The sequence below is a fragment of the Chitinibacter sp. GC72 genome (genome assembly GCF_009760905.1).
Classification (GTDB): Bacteria; Pseudomonadota; Gammaproteobacteria; order Burkholderiales; family Chitinibacteraceae; genus Chitinibacter.
Genome location: NZ_VIRW01000035.1, coordinates 1 through 16,880 on the forward strand (window position 1 = coordinate 1; position 16,880 = coordinate 16,880).

The window sequence follows — 16,880 nt, forward strand, 5'->3', positions numbered from 1 at the left end:
ATGTTTTTTACATAATCCGCGTGACCTGGGCAATCTACGTGAGCGTAGTGGCGAGTTTCGGTTTCGTACTCAACGTGCGCAGTATTAATAGTGATACCACGTGCTTTTTCTTCTGGTGCGCTGTCGATCTGTGAGTAGTCTTTAGCTTCACCACCGAACTTGCGAGTCAACACAGTCGTGATCGCAGCAGTCAGGGTTGTTTTACCGTGGTCAACGTGACCGATTGTACCAACGTTAACGTGCGGCTTGGTCCGCGTAAACTTTTCTTTAGCCATTCTTCAAATTCCTTTAAATTATTTTTTAGCCATGATTGCGTCAGCTATGTGCTTAGGCGCGATCGAATAGTGCTTAAATTCCATAGAGTAAGTAGCGCGACCTTGCGACATTGAACGCAAAGTAGTCGAGTAACCAAACATCTCAGACAATGGAACTTCGGCTTTAACCATTTTGCCGCCAGCAGGATTATCATCCATACCTTGCAAAATGCCGCGACGAGATGAAATATCACCCATGATGTCGCCCATGTAGTCTTCTGGCGTCTCGATTTCTACGGCCATCATAGGCTCAAGAATTACCGGACCCGCACGACGCATCGCTTCTTTAAACGCCAACGAACCCGCCAACTCAAACGCAATTTGCGAAGAGTCAACATCATGGTACGAACCGAACGTCAAACGAACCTTAACGTCAACCACAGGGAAGCCAGCCAACACGCCAGACTTCAGCGTATTTTGAATACCTTTATCAACCGACGGGATGAATTCACGAGGAATTACACCACCTTTAATTTCGTCAACAAAGCTATAGCCATTGCCTTCACCAGCCGGTTCGATCGTGATCGTACAATCACCGTACTGACCCTTACCACCAGACTGTTTGGCATGCTTACCTTGAACATCCGCTGCGATTTGGGTAATCGTCTCACGATAGGCTACTTGTGGCGCACCTACGTTAGCTTCAACACCAAACTCACGCTTCATACGATCAACCAAGATCTCGAGGTGCAACTCACCCATACCAGACATAATGGTCTGACCAGTCTCTTCGTCAGTACGAACGCGGAAAGAAGGATCTTCCTTCGCCAAGCGACCCAAAGCCAGACCCATTTTTTCTTGGTCAGCTTTAGTTTTTGGCTCAACAGCAACGTGAATTACTGGCTCAGGGAATACCATGCGCTCAAGGATAATAACTTTATCCAGATCACACAGAGTCTCACCAGTCGTTACGTCTTTCAAACCAATCGCAGCAGCGATGTCGCCAGCACGAACTTCTTCGATCTCTTTACGATCATTTGCATGCATTTGCACCAAACGACCGATACGCTCTTTCTTGTCTTTAACCGAGTTCAGAACCGAGTCTCCAGACTTCAGTACACCCGAGTAAACGCGGAAGAATGTCAATTGACCAACGTACGGGTCATTCATCAATTTAAATGCCAACGCAGAGAATGGCGCATCATCACTAGCAGGACGTGAATCTTCAGCTTCGCGATCATCAACACCCTTCACATCATCAATATCAATTGGCGATGGCAAGAATTCAATTACCGCGTCCAACATGCGCTGAACACCTTTATTTTTAAAGGCAGAACCACACAATACTGGCTGAATTTCACAAGCAAGCGTGCGAGTACGGATAGCAGCAACAATTTCTTCTTCAGACAACTCGCCTGTTTCAAGATATTTGTTCATCAGGTCTTCACTGGCTTCAGCAGCAGTTTCAACCATTTTTTCGCGCCATTCTTGAGCAACAGATACCAAATCAGCTGGAATATCGCCGTACTCAAACTTCATACCCTGAGATGCCTCATCCCAGATGATCGCTTTCATTTTCAGCAGATCAACAACACCTTCAAACTTATCTTCAGCGCCAATAGGAATAACTACAGGCACGGGATTCGCTTTCAGGCGCAATTTCATTTGCTCAACAGCACGGAAGAAGTTGGCGCCGGAACGGTCCATCTTATTCACAAATGCCAAACGCGGCACTTTATACTTATTAGCTTGACGCCATACGGTTTCCGACTGAGGCTGAACACCACCTACAGCACAATAAACCATACAAGCACCATCCAATACACGCATAGAGCGCTCAACTTCAATCGTGAAGTCAACGTGCCCTGGTGTATCGATGATGTTAATCAAATGCTCAGGAAACTGCAGTGACATACCTTTCCAGAAGGTCGTCGTCGCTGCAGAAGTAATGGTAATACCACGTTCCTGCTCTTGCTCCATCCAGTCCATAGTGGCTGCGCCATCATGAACTTCACCAATCTTGTGATTTACACCGGTGTAGAACAGAACGCGTTCAGTCGTAGTAGTCTTACCTGCATCGATATGAGCTGAAATACCGATATTACGGTAGCGCTCAATAGGGGTTTTACGTGCCACGGCTTAATCCTTATTCGGAGTACGCAATTAGAAGCGGAAGTGAGCAAACGCTTTGTTTGCATCAGCCATACGATGTACTTCATCGCGTTTTTTCATTGCGCCGCCACGGCCTTCAGCAGCATCAAGAAGCTCACCTGCCAGACGCAGATCCATCGATTTTTCACCACGCTTGCGCGCCGCTTCGCGGACCCAACGCATCGCCAATGCCAGACGACGACTTGGGCGTACTTCTACTGGTACCTGGTAGTTAGCACCACCGACACGACGGCTTTTAACCTCAACAGCTGGCTTAACATTGCCAATTGCCGTGTTGAAAATTTCTACTGCATCTTTACCCGTCTTTTTCTCGATCTGGGCCAATGCACCATAAACAATGCGCTCTGCAACGGCTTTCTTGCCATCAAGCATAACCACGTTCATGAATTTCGCGAGCTCTGTACTGCCGAACTTTGGATCCGGCAAGACGTCGCGTTTCGGTACTTCTCTGCGTCTTGGCATAATTTACTTCCTTAATGTGACATTCAGTTGGGGGCTAACCCCTGGGACGCCCAATGGGACGGCCACTTACTTGACAGCTTTTGCTCTGCGCTGCCGCACAGACTGCACCAATTACGCCTTAGGACGTTTAGCACCGTACTTAGAGCGAGATTGCTTACGATTTTTCACGCCAGCCAAGTCAAGAGAGCCGCGCACGCAGTGATAGCGAACACCTGGCAAGTCTTTAACACGACCACCGCGAATCAGCACAACGCTGTGCTCTTGCAAGTTATGCCCTTCACCACCGATATACGAAATCACTTCGAAACCGTTGGTCAAGCGAACTTTACAAACTTTACGCAAGGCAGAGTTTGGTTTTTTTGGAGTGGTTGTATATACACGAGTGCATACACCACGTTTTTGCGGGCAAGCTTCCAGAGCTGGTACTTTGCTCTTGAAAGTTTCCGCAACACGGCCTTTACGGACGAGTTGGTTGATAGTTGGCATTGTTTTAACATCCTACCACGTTAAAAAAAACCGACCTGAACACCAGGCAGGCTATAAGTTTCCCCAATGGAAACACTGCGGGAAGCGATTTATTTCGCTTCCCGCAGCAAAAGACTTTGAATTATAAGGAAATCAAAGCATTGGAGTCAATGGAAACCGACAAAAGTCAGCCTCCACTAATTACTCCGACACCTCTCCCGAAGATTCGGCCATCACTTCGGCGGCAACTTCGGCAAAAGGCAACAACGATTCAACCTTACTCTGCAAACGCTTACGATTTTTGTGGTAAGCCAAACCTGTACCAGCTGGAATCAATCGACCAACGATCACGTTTTCTTTCAAACCACGCAGATCATCGACTTTACCCATAATCGCAGCTTCGGTCAGAACGCGAGTTGTTTCCTGGAAAGAAGCGGCTGAAATAAACGAATCGGTCGACAACGATGCCTTCGTAATACCCAGCAGAATATTGTCGTACTTGGCCAACTCTTTGCCTTCAGCAGCCAACTTGTCGTTTGCAATCAACACTTCAGCACGTTCTACCTGCTCACCCAAGATGAAGTCAGAGCCACCTGAATCTGAAATCACCACACGACGTAACATCTGACGCACAATCACTTCAATGTGCTTGTCATTAATCTTCACACCCTGCAAGCGATAAACCTCTTGCACTTCATGAACGATATAACGTGCCAAAGCTTCAATGCCTTGCAAACGCAAGATATCGTGCGGATCAATCGGTCCATCAACAATCGTTTCACCACGATTCACCACCTGACCATCATGCACCATCACATGCTTGTCTTTGGAGATCAGATATTCGTGGGCTACGCCTTCAAGATCAGTCAGCACCAGACGTTGCTTACCTTTGGTATCTTTACCAAAGCTAGCCGTACCAGTTACTTCGGCCAACATACCCGCATCTTTTGGCGAGCGAGCTTCAAACAACTCGGCAACGCGTGGCAGACCACCGGTAATATCGCGCGTTTTCGCTGACTCTTGTGGGATACGAGCCAATACATCACCCACACCCACTTGCTGACCATCTTTCACTGTAATGATCGAGCCAACCTGGAACGAAATTGTCACTGGCGTATCAGTACCTGCCAGTTTCATTTCATTACCAAATTCATCAATCAATTTCACTAACGGACGCAAGCCTTTGCTTGAAGTCACTTTGGCTTTAGAAGCAATAACTACCAAGGTTGACAAGCCTGTTACATCATCGACTTGCTTAACAACGGTCATGCCTTCTTCAACGTTTTCAAACTTCACAGTACCTGAGTACTCAGTGATGATTGGACGTGAGTGAGGGTCCCACGTACCCAGCACAGTACCAGCCTTGATCACATCGCCGTCTTTTACCGTCAGCGTTGCACCATAAGGCACTTTGTGAGTTTCGCGTTCACGGCCATTGTCATCCAAGATCAGCACTTCAGCCGAACGAGCGATCACAACAGGCTCACCCTTCGCATTGGTCACATAGCGCATGTTGGAGCTGTAAGCGATATTACCGCTAGATTTAGCTTCAACCTGATTGGCCGCTGCAGCTCGAGACGCCGCACCACCGATGTGGAACGTACGCATCGTCAACTGAGTACCAGGCTCACCGATCGACTGAGCAGCAATCACACCCACTGCTTCACCACTATTCACCAAGTGACCACGGCCCAAATCGCGACCATAACACTTAGCACATAGACCGTAACGGGTTTCGCATGACAGCGGAGTACGTACAACCACCTCATCAACACCACGCAGTTCGATTTCATCTACCGCGTCTTCATTGAGCAGGTAGCCGGCCTCAAACAGTGTTTCCTGTGACGATGGGTCAACCACGTCTTTAACGACTACGCGACCCAAGATACGCTCACGCAAGGCTTCAACTACGTCACCACCTTGAACAACGGCTTTCATTGCCACGCCGTTTTTCGTGCCGCAATCATCTTCGATGACAACCAGGTCTTGCGTCACATCGACCAGACGACGAGTCAGGTAACCCGAGTTCGCTGTCTTCAATGCCGTATCGGCCAGACCTTTACGCGCACCGTGCGTTGAAATGAAGTACTGCAGTACCGTCAGACCTTCACGGAAGTTGGTCGTAATCGGCATTTCGATAATCGAGCCATCCGGCTTGGCCATCAGACCACGCATACCAGCCAACTGACGAATCTGAGCAGCAGAACCACGGGCACCCGAGTCTGCCATCATGTAAATCGAGTTGAACGACTCTTGTTCGTCTTGCTTGCCATTGGCGTCAAGTACTGGCTCTTTACCCAGTTGATCCATCATCGCCTTAGCGATCTGATCACCGGCACGACCCCAGATATCGACAACCTTATTGTAGCGCTCACCCTGAGTTACCAGACCCGAGCTGTACTGCTGCTCGATCTCTTTCACTTCAGATTGGGCTGCCGCCAGCAACTCAACTTTCTTCGCAGGAACCAGCATATCATCGACGCAAATCGAGATACCGCCACGCGTAGAGTACGAGAAGCCGGTGTACATCAGTTGGTCAGCAAATACGACCGTATCTTTCAAACCGCAACGGCGGAATGATGCATTGATCAATTTACCGATTTCTTTTTTCTTCAATGACTTGTCGATATGCGAGAAATCCAGACCTTTTGGCAGGATTTCAGACAAGATCGCACGACCCACAGTCGTGTCACGACGAACCATCTTGCTTTCCCATTCGCCAGATTCATTCTTGAACCATTCTTTCAGGCGAATTGAAACGCGAGTTTGCAACGTCACATCTTTATTGGCGTAAGCACGCAAAGCTTCAGACACGTTAGAGAAGATAGTCAGACGCTGACCATCGTCATTCAAACGCTCGCCTTTGGCGTACTTCGCTTCGCGGGTCATGTAGTACAGACCCAATACGATATCCTGCGACGGAACAATAATTGGCTCGCCATTGGCTGGTGCCAATACGTTGTTCGACGCCAACATCAGCGTACGCGCTTCCATTTGCGCTTCGAGCGACAATGGAACGTGAACCGCCATCTGGTCACCGTCGAAGTCGGCATTGAATGCCGCACAAACGAGTGGGTGCAACTGGATCGCTTTACCTTCGATCAGAGTCGGTTCAAAAGCTTGAATACCCAAGCGGTGCAGCGTTGGTGCACGGTTCAGCAGTACTGGATGCTCGCGAATCACGTCCTCCAAGATATCCCAAACTACTGGCTCTTGGCTTTCCACCATTTTCTTAGCGGCTTTAATCGTCGTCGCCAAGCCCATCACTTCCAATTTGTGGAAAATGAACGGCTTGAACAATTCGAGTGCCATCAACTTTGGCAGACCGCACTGATGCAGACGCAAAGTAGGACCTACGGTAATTACCGAACGACCTGAGTAGTCAACACGTTTACCCAGCAAGTTCTGACGGAAGCGACCGCCCTTACCTTTGATCATGTCTGCCAGAGATTTCAGCGGACGCTTGTTCGCGCCAGTCATCGCTTTACCGCGACGGCCGTTATCGAGCAGCGAGTCTACCGACTCTTGCAACATACGCTTTTCGTTGCGCACGATGATTTCAGGCGCACGCAATTCAAGCAGACGTTTCAGACGGTTATTACGGTTAATCACGCGGCGATACAGATCATTCAGATCGGAAGTCGCGAAACGACCGCCATCCAATGGCACCAATGGGCGCAATTCGGGTGGCAAGACTGGCAACACTTCCAGAATCATCCACTCAGGCTTGATGCCTGAACGCTCAAATGCTTCCAGCACTTTCAAGCGTTTAGCGATTTTCTTGATTTTGGTTTCTGAGCCGGTGCTTTCCAACTCAGAACGCAGGCGGCTGATCTCTTGATCAACGTCCATCGATTTAAGCAATTCGCGAACCGCTTCCGCGCCCATCATCGCTACAAATTCGTCGCCGTATTCTTCGACTTTCGAGAAGTAATCTTCTTCAGTCAACAACTGACCACGTTGTAGCGGCGTCATGCCTGGCTCGATCACGATGAACGCTTCGAAATACAAAACGCGCTCGATATCGCGCAAAGCGATATCCAATACCATACCCAAACGAGATGGTAGTGATTTCAGGAACCAGATGTGCGCAACCGGGCTAGCCAGCTCAATGTGACCCATGCGTTCGCGACGCACTTTTGACAAAGTCACTTCAACGCCACATTTTTCACAAATCACGCCACGGTGTTTCAGACGTTTGTACTTACCGCACAGACATTCGTAATCTTTAATTGGGCCAAAAATACGAGCACAAAATAGACCATCACGCTCAGGCTTGAACGTACGATAGTTGATGGTTTCTGGCTTCTTCACTTCGCCAAAAGACCAAGAACGGATTTTCTCAGGCGATGCGAGCCCGATTTTAATCGCGTCAAATTCTTCGTCTTGTGCGACTTGCTTGAAGAGTTCGAGTAAGCCTTTCATTCCAATATTCTCCAGTGAGGGCAATCAGGGTATTGGCTGCAAACCCAGATCAAATCTGGCCTGCAGCCCTATACCTCACAGCAATCAATAGGTTTCCAGATCGATATCGATACCGAGCGAGCGGATTTCCTTAACCAATACATTGAATGACTCTGGCATGCCAGCATCAATGCGGTGATCACCCTTCACAATGTTTTCGTATACTTTGGTACGACCATTTACGTCGTCGGACTTCACAGTCAACATCTCTTGCAAGGTGTACGCTGCGCCGTAAGCTTCCAGTGCCCAAACCTCCATCTCACCGAAACGCTGGCCACCGAACTGAGCTTTACCGCCCAATGGCTGCTGCGTAACGAGAGAATAAGGACCGGTCGAACGCGCGTGCATCTTGTCGTCCACCAAGTGGTGAAGTTTCAAGTAATGCATCACACCCACAGTGACTTTACGTTCAAACGGCTCACCCGTGCGGCCATCAAACAGCTGCATCTGGGTTTTGCTTGAGTTAAACGCCAGTTGCTGCGTGCGTGCATCCGCATCCGGATAAGCCAGATCGAGCATTTCACGGATTTCGCTTTCTTTCGCACCGTCAAATACCGGGCTGGCAAACGTCATGCCGGTGCTCAAACCTTTGGCCAACTCCAACACTTCGCCATCATCCAGGCCTGCGATGTCTTCTGACTTGCCATTGGTGTTGTAGATCTTCTCAAGGTAAGCGCGCACTTCGGCAGTGTTTTGCTGTTCACGCAACATCGCATTAATGCGTTGGCCAATCCCTTTTGCCGCCCAACCGAGGTGGACTTCCAAGATCTGACCAATATTCATACGTGATGGAACGCCCAATGGGTTCAACACGATGTCTACTGGCGTACCGTCGGCCATATGTGGCAAGTCTTCAACTGGCAGGATCTTCGATACCACACCCTTGTTACCGTGACGACCGGCCATCTTATCGCCTGGCTGCAGTCGACGTTTCACTGCAACGTAAACTTTAACCATTTTGATTACGCCTGGTGGCAACTCGTCACCTTGCGTCAATTTACGTTTTTTATCTTCAAAGCGCAGTTCAAACTCAGCTTTAGTCTGAGCGATCAGGTCTTTATTCGCTTCAAGCTGACGCGCGCTTTCTTCGTCCGACAAACGAATATCGAACCAGTCGTGCTTGCTTGGCAAATCTGCCAGGTATTCAGTTGTTACGGTTGCGCCCTTAGCCAGCTTTTTAGGGCCGCCATTGGCAACTTTGCCGACCAACATTTCTTCAATACGCTTGAACAAGTCGGCTTCAACGATACGCAACTGGTCATTCAAGTCTTGGCGATAGCGACGCAATTGCTCTTCGATAATCGCTTGAGCACGTTTATCGCGCTCAATCCCTTCACGGGTAAACACTTGAACGTCGATCACCGTACCGGTCATGCCTGAAGGCACGCGCAGCGAAGTATCTTTAACGTCAGACGCTTTTTCACCGAAAATCGCACGCAGCAGCTTCTCTTCTGGCGTCAGTTGCGTTTCGCCTTTAGGCGTTACCTTACCAACCAGAACGTCGCCAGCTTCAACTTCAGCACCGATATAAACCACACCAGCGTCATCCAAACGGCCGAGCATACGCTCTGACAAGTTTGAAATATCGCGGGTAATTTCTTCAGGGCCCAGTTTGGTGTCACGCGCCATCACGTTCAACTCTTCGATGTGGATCGAAGTGTAACGATCATCAGCAATGACCTTCTCGGAAATCAAAATCGAATCCTCGAAGTTGTAACCATTCCAAGGCATGAAGGCGATGGTCATGTTTTGACCCAAAGCCAGTTCACCCAGATCGGTTGACGCGCCGTCAGCAACCACATCACCCTTAGCCAGCAAATCACCTTTCTTCACGATTGGACGCTGATTGGTGTTGGTGTTCTGATTAGAACGCGTGAATTTAACCAAGTTGTAGATATCTACACCGGCTTCTCCCGCGATCACTTCGTCATTGTTGACACGAACGACGATCCGCGTTGCGTCAACATAATCAACTACACCGCCGCGCAAGGCAGTTACCGCAGTACCCGAGTCAGTCGCACACGTGCGCTCGATACCGGTACCCACGAATGGTTTTTCTGCGCGCAAGCAAGGTACTGCCTGGCGCTGCATGTTGGCACCCATCAAGGCACGGTTGGCGTCATCGTGCTCCAGGAACGGAATCAATGAAGCTGCGACCGATACGATCTGGCTTGGCGCTACGTCCATAAACTGAACGCGATCTGGCGTTGCAACGATGGTCTCGCCTGCTTCACGGCACGTTACCAATTCGTCAGTCAGATTGTTCTCGTCATCAGTCTGGGCATTGGCCTGAGCAATAACGTATTTACCTTCCTGAATCGCAGACAGGTATTCGATTTCAGCAGTTACCTTGCCGTCAACCACTTTGCGGTATGGCGTTTCAAGGAAACCGTACTCATTGGTGCGTGCGTAGCAAGACAATGAGTTAATCAAACCGATGTTTGGACCCTCTGGTGTCTCAATCGGACAAACACGACCATAGTGCGTTGGGTGTACGTCACGAACCTCAAAGCCAGCGCGCTCACGCGTCAAACCGCCAGGACCCAAGGCTGATACACGGCGTTTGTGCGTGATTTCAGACAATGGGTTGGTTTGATCCATAAACTGTGACAGCTGAGATGAGCCGAAGAACTCTTTCACTGCTGCTGACACTGGCTTCGCATTGATCAAGTCATGCGGCATCAAATTGTCAGATTCAGCTTGTGACAGACGCTCTTTCACTGCGCGCTCAACACGTACTAAACCAGCGCGGAATTGGTTTTCAGCCAGCTCGCCGACCGAACGTACACGACGGTTACCCAAGTGATCGATGTCATCGACTTCGCCACGGCTATTGCGTAGCTCAAGCAAGATACCAATCACGGCAATGATGTCTTCAGTCGACAAGATGCCTGGGCCAGTAATGCCTTTGCCGCCAACGCGCTCGTAGAAACGACGCTGCCAGCCTGGCGCTTTTTCATCCAGACGGTCTGGATAAGCACGGCTGTTAAATTTCATACGACCAACTGCTGACAGATCGTAACGATCTTCAGAGAAGAACAAGCCATTGAACAAAGCTTGTACCGCATCTTCAGTCGGTGGCTCGCCTGGACGCATCATGCGATAGATCGCAACGCGAGCTTGCCATTGATCTTGCGTATCATCGGTGCGCAACGTCGAAGAAATGAAGCCACCTTGGTCGAGGTCATTGATATACAACGTGGTGATTTCTTTCACTTCGTTGGCATCCAACTTCACCAGCAAGTCTTCAGTAATCTCTTCATTGGCTTTAGCGACTACTTCACCCGTTTCCGGGCTAATGACATCTTTCGCCAACACACGGCCATAGGTGTAATCAAGCGGAACTTGAACACGCGTCATGCCGGCATTGTTGATATCACGAATCGTTTTGGCCGTGATACGTTTGTCTTTTTGTGCCAGAACTTTGCCATCGTCAGCAACGATATCAAACTTGGCCACTTCGCCACGCAAGCGATCAGACTGCAGATGCCAGAACACACCATCTTCTGTGAGGTAGAAGGTATCTGTGTCAAAGAATTCAGCCAGAATCTGTTCAGGCGTATACCCCAGTGCTTTAAGCAAAATAGACACCGGCATTTTGCGACGGCGGTCGATACGGAAGAACAACAAATCTTTCGGATCGAACTCGAAATCCAACCATGAACCACGGTAAGGAATAATCCGAGCCGAGAACAACAATTTGCCTGAGCTATGGGTTTTACCCTTGTCATGCTCAAAGAACACACCCGGAGAACGGTGCAACTGAGACACGATCACACGCTCGGTACCGTTAATTACGAACGAGCCGTTACGAGTCATCAACGGAATTTCACCGAAGTAAACGTCCTGCTCTTTCACTTCCTTGATCGTTGGCTTTGAGGATTCACGATCCATAATCACCAAACGAACACGGGCGCGCAAAGGCGCAGCAAACGTAATACCACGTTGCTGACACTCTTTCACGTCAAAGGCAGGTTCGCCCAATGAGTAGTGCACAAACTCAAGGCGTGCATATTCGTTGTGCGAAACAATCGGGAAAATTGAGTTAAACGCAGCCTGCAAACCAATTTCACGGCGAGCCTCGATAGGCACACCTAGTTGCAGGTATTCGGAATAAGAGTCGATCTGAGTAGCCAACAGAAACGGCACTTCAAGGACACTTGCCCGCTTCGCAAAACTCTTGCGAATGCGTTTCTTCTCAGTGAACGAGTATTTCATACTCATAAACTCTCCATGGGTGGGGCGCAATGGACAAACCGCAAAACGCCCGCTAACAATAAGTTGTGAGCGGTTTCTGGTTTGTCTGCTGCAAATTCTAGACTTACTTTCAGATTGCTCTTGTAAGCAAGCCGCAGTATACAAACGCAAAAGGGCAGACGGATTGCTCCGTCTGCCTGTACTACTTAGCTAGCTAAAGATTACTTAACTTCAGCAGTTGCGCCAGCTTCGATCAATTTCTTAGCGATAGCGTCAGCGTCAGCTTTAGAAACGCCTTCTTTAACTGGTTTTGGTGCGCCGTCAACCAAGTCTTTAGCTTCTTTCAAGCCCAGACCAGTTACTTCACGAACAACTTTGATCACGCCAACTTTCTGAGCACCAGCGCCAGTCAGGATAACGTCGAATTCAGTTTTTTCTTCAGCAGCAGCAGCAGCGCCGCCAGCAGCTGGGCCAGCAACTGCAACAGCAGCAGCAGAAACACCAAATTTTTCTTCGAATGCTTTTACCAAGTCATTCAGTTCCAGAACAGTCAAAGCACCTACTGCGTCAAGGATATCTTCTTTAGATACGGCCATTTGTTAATACTCCTGAAAATCTTATCTGATTAATACAATTTAGATACGAAAAATTAAGCTTCTGTCGCTTCTGCTGGAGCCGCTTCGGCTGCAGGAGCGGCTGAGCCCTCGCCTTTCTTCTCTGCCAGAGCTGCCAGGCCGCGGACAAAGCCAGCCACCGGAGCTTGCATAACGTAGAGAAGTTTCGAGAGCAATTCTTCGCGGCTTGGTACTGATGCCAAGGCAGCAACTGCTGCAGCATCCATAACTTTGCCATCATAAGAACCCGCTTTCAGAACGATTTTGTCGTCTTTTTTCGCGAATGTGTGCAGCAACTTAGCAGCAGCAACTGGGTCTTCGGAAATACCGTAAACCAAAGGACCGACCATTTGGTCAGCCAGTTCGGCAAACGGAGTTCCTTGTACCGCACGACGTGCCAGCGTGTTTTTCAAAACACGCAGGTAAACGCCTGACTCACGCGCTTGTTTGCGCAGTTCAGTCATGCTGGAAACCTCGATACCACGATATTCAGCGATCACGATGGTTTGAGCATTTGCAACTACTGCTGCAATCTCAGCCACTACCGCTTTTTTGTCGTCAAGATTTAGACTCAAGGTCAACCTCCATTAGTTAAGTTCAGCATGTTTTCACATGCCACCCAATCAAACGGCGACCAATATTCAGGAGACTTTTACCAAACGAGAATGTTCAGTGAGAAGCCTGCATTGGGAGCACCGTCTGCGTAGGCTGGTGTTTGGGCACCTTGATTAAGTCAGCCTAAGGCTGGCACCTACGGTCTTTGACTATCTGAAGCACCAGTACAAATCAGTGCTCCAGCCCAAAGTCAGATTACAGGACGGACGAAGTGTCTACGCGAACACCCAAGCCCATCGTGCTTGAAACTGCGATTTTCTTGAAGTACACGCCTTTTGAGCTTGCTGGCTTGGCTTTTTGCAAAGCATCAACCAGAGCTGCCAAGTTCTCGCGCAGATCAGCAGCCTCAAAAGAAGCGCGACCCAGCGTAGCGTGAACGATACCGCCTTTGTCAGTACGGTATTGAACCTGACCTGCTTTAGCATTTTTAACCGCTTCAGCAACGTTAGGTGTAACAGTACCTACTTTAGGATTTGGCATCAGGCCGCGTGGGCCAAGGATTTGACCCAAAGTACCAACGATACGCATAGCATCTGGAGACGCAATAACTACGTCAAAATCCATATTGCCAGCTTTAACTTGCTCAGCCAGATCTTCGAAACCAACAACATCTGCACCAGCAGCTTTGGCCGCTTCTGCATTAGCGCCTTGTGTAAACACAGCAACACGCACTGATTTACCGGTACCTTTTGGCAAAACTACAGCGCCACGAACAACCTGATCAGATTTACGTGGGTCAACACCCAAATTGAACGAAACGTCGATAGATTCGTTGAATTTGGCAGTAGCTGCACCCTTTACCAAAGCAATTGCTTCGTCGATTGCGTACAGTTTGTTGCTATCAACAGTTGCGCGCAATGCTGCAAGACGTTTAGAAACCTTAGCCATTTACACGCCCTCCACTTCGATACCAATCGAACGAGCTGAACCAGCAATCGTACGAACAGCAGCATCCAAATCGCCACCAGTCAAATCAGCTTGCTTGGTTTTTACGATTTCTTCGAGTTGAGCGCGAGTCACTTTACCTACTTTATCGGTATGTGGCTTTGGTGAGCCTTTAGTAATGCCTGCCGCTTTTTTCAGCAAGATTGTTGCTGGAGGCGATTTCATTACGAAGGTGAATGATTTGTCTGCAAAGGCAGTAATCACAACTGGAATTGGCAAGCCTGGCTCAACGCCTTGAGTTGCAGCGTTGAACGCTTTACAAAATTCCATGATATTCAAGCCGCGCTGACCCAGTGCTGGACCAATTGGAGGCGATGGATTTGCTTTACCAGCTGGCACTTGCAGCTTGATGTAGCCAATGATTTTTTTTGCCACAGTACTACTCCTAAAAATGGGTCAAACGCTAACCAGAACAGCTAGCTCCCCTACCAATAACGCCAGCACCAAAGTGCCAACGCCTCTACACGCAGATTAGGTTTTTTCAACCTGCGAGAATTCCAAATCCACTGGTGTTGCACGACCAAAGATCGACACAGTCACTTTCAAGCGGTTTTTGTCATAATCAACGTCTTGTACGGTCGCAGTAAAATCAGCAAACGGGCCATCAGTAACCCGCAGAGTCTCGCCAACTTCAAACAGGACTTTGTGACGAGGCTTATCAGCTCCGTCTTGCACCTGCTGCATCATACGCTCGACTTCTTTTACTGGAATCGGCATCGGCTTGGTGCCGGAGCCCCCAATAAAACCAGTTACTTTTGGCGTGCTTTTCACCAAATGCCAACTATCGTCAGTCATATCCATTTCGACAAAAACATAACCTGGATAGAATTTTCGCTCAGTTAACGCCTTGCGACCGGCTTTGACTTCCATTACTTCTTCGACTGGAACCAGAATCTGACCAAACAGATGCCCCATCTCCAGGCGACCAATTTTCTCGATCAACGCTTTCTGCACGCTTTTTTCAAAGCCCGAGTACGCGTGAACTACATACCAACGCATTGCCATGCTCGATTCCCCGACTGATTAACCGCGACCCAGCACGATATCGTAAAACAACCAAGCCAAGCCAGAATCAACCACCCACATAAACAGGGCTAACACAGCTACAAACAAGAACACAACGCCAGTCACTTGCCACGTTTCTTTCTTGCTTGGCCAAACAACCTTCTGAGCTTCTTTTACTGAGTCACGGGCATAATCAACAAAAGAGCGCCCTAACTCACTAAACCAAAGCACAACCCCTGCCGCCAGCAAACCAGCCACAACAGAGAGAGAGCCAACAAAAGACTGCCCCGCAGGCACCAAATAAAAACCGGCAACACCCAAAGCCACGAGGGCCAGAGCTGCCATTACTTTCAGTCGTTCTATGCTTTGCATTACGTTTCCGGCGACCCATAAAACAAAGCCGCCCCAGATTAGATCTGGAACGGCTCCGCTGATAATGTGGCAGGCGAGGAGGGCTTCGAACCCGCAACCCCCGGTTTTGGAGACCGGTACTCTACCAATTGAGCTACTCGCCTGGGGAGACCAAAACTATAAACTAGCTTTGATCATTTTGCAACAATTTTATTCAATAACTTTAGCAACAACACCAGCACCTACCGTACGACCACCTTCACGAATCGCAAAGCGCAGACCTTGCTCCATCGCGATCGGGCAGATCAACGTTACAGTGATAGATACGTTATCGCCTGGCATTACCATTTCAGTACCTTCTGGCAGCGCGATCGCGCCAGTCACGTCCGTTGTACGGAAGTAGAATTGTGGACGGTAGTTACTGAAGAATGGCGTATGACGGCCACCTTCTTCTTTCGACAGAACGTAGATTTCTGACGTGAATTTAGTATGCGGCGTGATTGAACCTGGCTTAGCCAACACTTGGCCACGCTGAACGTCTTCACGCTTAGTACCACGCAACAACGCACCAATGTTGTCACCAGCTTGACCTTGGTCCAGCAATTTGCGGAACATCTCAACACCAGTACAAGTCGTCTTGATAGTTGGAACAATACCAACGATCTCGATCTCTTCACCCACTTTAACAATACCGCGCTCTACACGACCAGTTACTACAGTACCACGACCAGAAATAGAGAACACGTCCTCAACTGGCATCAGGAATGTACCGTCAACTGCACGCTCTGGCAGAGGAATGTACGTATCCAGAGCTTCAGCCAAACGGAAAATTGCTGGCTCGCCGTATTCGCCTTGATCACCTTCCAGCGCTGCACGAGCAGAACCAGTAATGATTGGCGTGTCATCACCCGGGAAGTCATATTTAGACAACAGGTCACGAACTTCCATTTCAACCAACTCGAGCAACTCAGCGTCGTCAACCAAGTCAGCTTTGTTCATGAATACGATAATGTATGGAACACCAACCTGACGAGACAACAGGATGTGCTCGCGAGTTTGTGGCATAGGACCATCAGCAGCAGAAACCACCAACACCGCGCCATCCATCTGAGCCGCACCGGTAATCATGTTTTTTACATAATCCGCGTGACCTGGGCAATCTACGTGAGCGTAGTGGCGAGTTTCGGTTTCGTACTCAACGTGCGCAGTATTAATAGTGATACCACGTGCTTTTTCTTCTGGTGCGCTGTCGATCTGTGAGTAGTCTTTAGCTTCACCACCGAACTTGCGAGTCAACACAGTCGTGATCGCAGCAGTCAGGGTTGTTTTACCGTGG

Annotated in this window: 13 protein-coding genes and 1 tRNA gene; all 14 read right to left on the bottom strand. The window is 49.0% G+C overall.

The genetic code is table 11. The features are described from left to right. The coding region (locus FLS37_RS16155) for a GTP-binding protein (RefSeq protein ID WP_232522649.1) at window positions 1–275 on the bottom strand (275 nt) is incomplete at its 3' end. Window positions 276–293: 18 nt separating this feature from the next. Then, entirely contained in the window at window positions 294–2,390 is a 2,097-nt protein-coding gene (fusA, locus tag FLS37_RS16160; RefSeq protein WP_157670998.1) for an elongation factor G, read from the bottom strand. A gap of 27 nt (window positions 2,391–2,417) precedes the next feature. Next, window positions 2,418–2,888 (bottom strand): 30S ribosomal protein S7, encoded by a 471-nt coding sequence (rpsG, locus tag FLS37_RS16165; protein ID WP_157670999.1) that lies wholly within the window; start codon window positions 2,886–2,888, stop codon window positions 2,418–2,420. A 111-nt stretch (window positions 2,889–2,999) separates the two neighbouring features. Next, the gene (rpsL, locus tag FLS37_RS16170; protein ID WP_157671000.1) at window positions 3,000–3,374 is read right to left on the bottom strand and encodes a 30S ribosomal protein S12; all 375 of its coding nucleotides are present in this window, start codon (window positions 3,372–3,374) and stop codon (window positions 3,000–3,002) included. 180 nt (window positions 3,375–3,554) lie between these two features. Beyond that, window positions 3,555–7,778, bottom strand: a complete 4,224-nt coding sequence (rpoC, locus tag FLS37_RS16175) for a DNA-directed RNA polymerase subunit beta' (RefSeq protein WP_157671001.1) — start codon at window positions 7,776–7,778, stop codon at window positions 3,555–3,557. A gap of 84 nt (window positions 7,779–7,862) precedes the next feature. Beyond that, entirely contained in the window at window positions 7,863–12,035 is a 4,173-nt protein-coding gene (rpoB, locus tag FLS37_RS16180) for a DNA-directed RNA polymerase subunit beta (protein ID WP_157671009.1), read from the bottom strand. A gap of 200 nt (window positions 12,036–12,235) precedes the next feature. Further along, the gene (gene rplL / locus FLS37_RS16185) at window positions 12,236–12,610 is read right to left on the bottom strand and encodes a 50S ribosomal protein L7/L12 (protein ID WP_157671002.1); all 375 of its coding nucleotides are present in this window, start codon (window positions 12,608–12,610) and stop codon (window positions 12,236–12,238) included. A gap of 53 nt (window positions 12,611–12,663) precedes the next feature. Continuing rightward, window positions 12,664–13,203, bottom strand: a complete 540-nt coding sequence (gene rplJ / locus FLS37_RS16190; RefSeq protein ID WP_157671003.1) for a 50S ribosomal protein L10 — start codon at window positions 13,201–13,203, stop codon at window positions 12,664–12,666. Window positions 13,204–13,438: 235 nt separating this feature from the next. Continuing rightward, window positions 13,439–14,131 carry a 50S ribosomal protein L1 gene (rplA, locus tag FLS37_RS16195; protein ID WP_157671004.1) on the bottom strand — a complete coding sequence of 231 codons (693 nt, stop codon included), beginning with the start codon at window positions 14,129–14,131 and terminating at the stop codon, window positions 13,439–13,441. Further along, on the bottom strand, window positions 14,132–14,563 hold the full coding sequence (gene rplK, locus FLS37_RS16200; RefSeq protein WP_157671005.1) for a 50S ribosomal protein L11: 432 nt from the start codon (window positions 14,561–14,563) through the stop codon (window positions 14,132–14,134). A gap of 96 nt (window positions 14,564–14,659) precedes the next feature. Further along, complete coding sequence (gene nusG, locus FLS37_RS16205; RefSeq protein WP_157671006.1) at window positions 14,660–15,193, bottom strand: transcription termination/antitermination protein NusG; 534 nt, start codon at window positions 15,191–15,193, stop codon at window positions 14,660–14,662. 18 nt (window positions 15,194–15,211) lie between these two features. Beyond that, complete coding sequence (secE, locus tag FLS37_RS16210; protein ID WP_157671007.1) at window positions 15,212–15,565, bottom strand: preprotein translocase subunit SecE; 354 nt, start codon at window positions 15,563–15,565, stop codon at window positions 15,212–15,214. A gap of 67 nt (window positions 15,566–15,632) precedes the next feature. After that, window positions 15,633–15,708 (bottom strand) — tRNA-Trp (locus tag FLS37_RS16215). Window positions 15,709–15,754: 46 nt separating this feature from the next. Next, the coding region (gene tuf / locus FLS37_RS16220) for an elongation factor Tu (RefSeq protein WP_157671008.1) at window positions 15,755–16,880 on the bottom strand (1,126 nt) is incomplete at its 5' end.

Coding starts and splice junctions, on each gene's coding strand:
- rpsL (WP_157671000.1), bottom strand. CDS start 3,374: ATGCCAACTATCAACCAACTCGTCCGTAAAGGCCGTGTTGCGGAAACT.
- rplL (WP_157671002.1), bottom strand. CDS start 12,610: ATGGCCGTATCTAAAGAAGATATCCTTGACGCAGTAGGTGCTTTGACT.
- rpoC (WP_157671001.1), bottom strand. CDS start 7,778: ATGAAAGGCTTACTCGAACTCTTCAAGCAAGTCGCACAAGACGAAGAA.
- nusG (WP_157671006.1), bottom strand. CDS start 15,193: ATGGCAATGCGTTGGTATGTAGTTCACGCGTACTCGGGCTTTGAAAAA.
- rpoB (WP_157671009.1), bottom strand. CDS start 12,035: ATGAAATACTCGTTCACTGAGAAGAAACGCATTCGCAAGAGTTTTGCG.
- rplA (WP_157671004.1), bottom strand. CDS start 14,131: ATGGCTAAGGTTTCTAAACGTCTTGCAGCATTGCGCGCAACTGTTGAT.
- rpsG (WP_157670999.1), bottom strand. CDS start 2,888: ATGCCAAGACGCAGAGAAGTACCGAAACGCGACGTCTTGCCGGATCCA.
- secE (WP_157671007.1), bottom strand. CDS start 15,565: ATGCAAAGCATAGAACGACTGAAAGTAATGGCAGCTCTGGCCCTCGTG.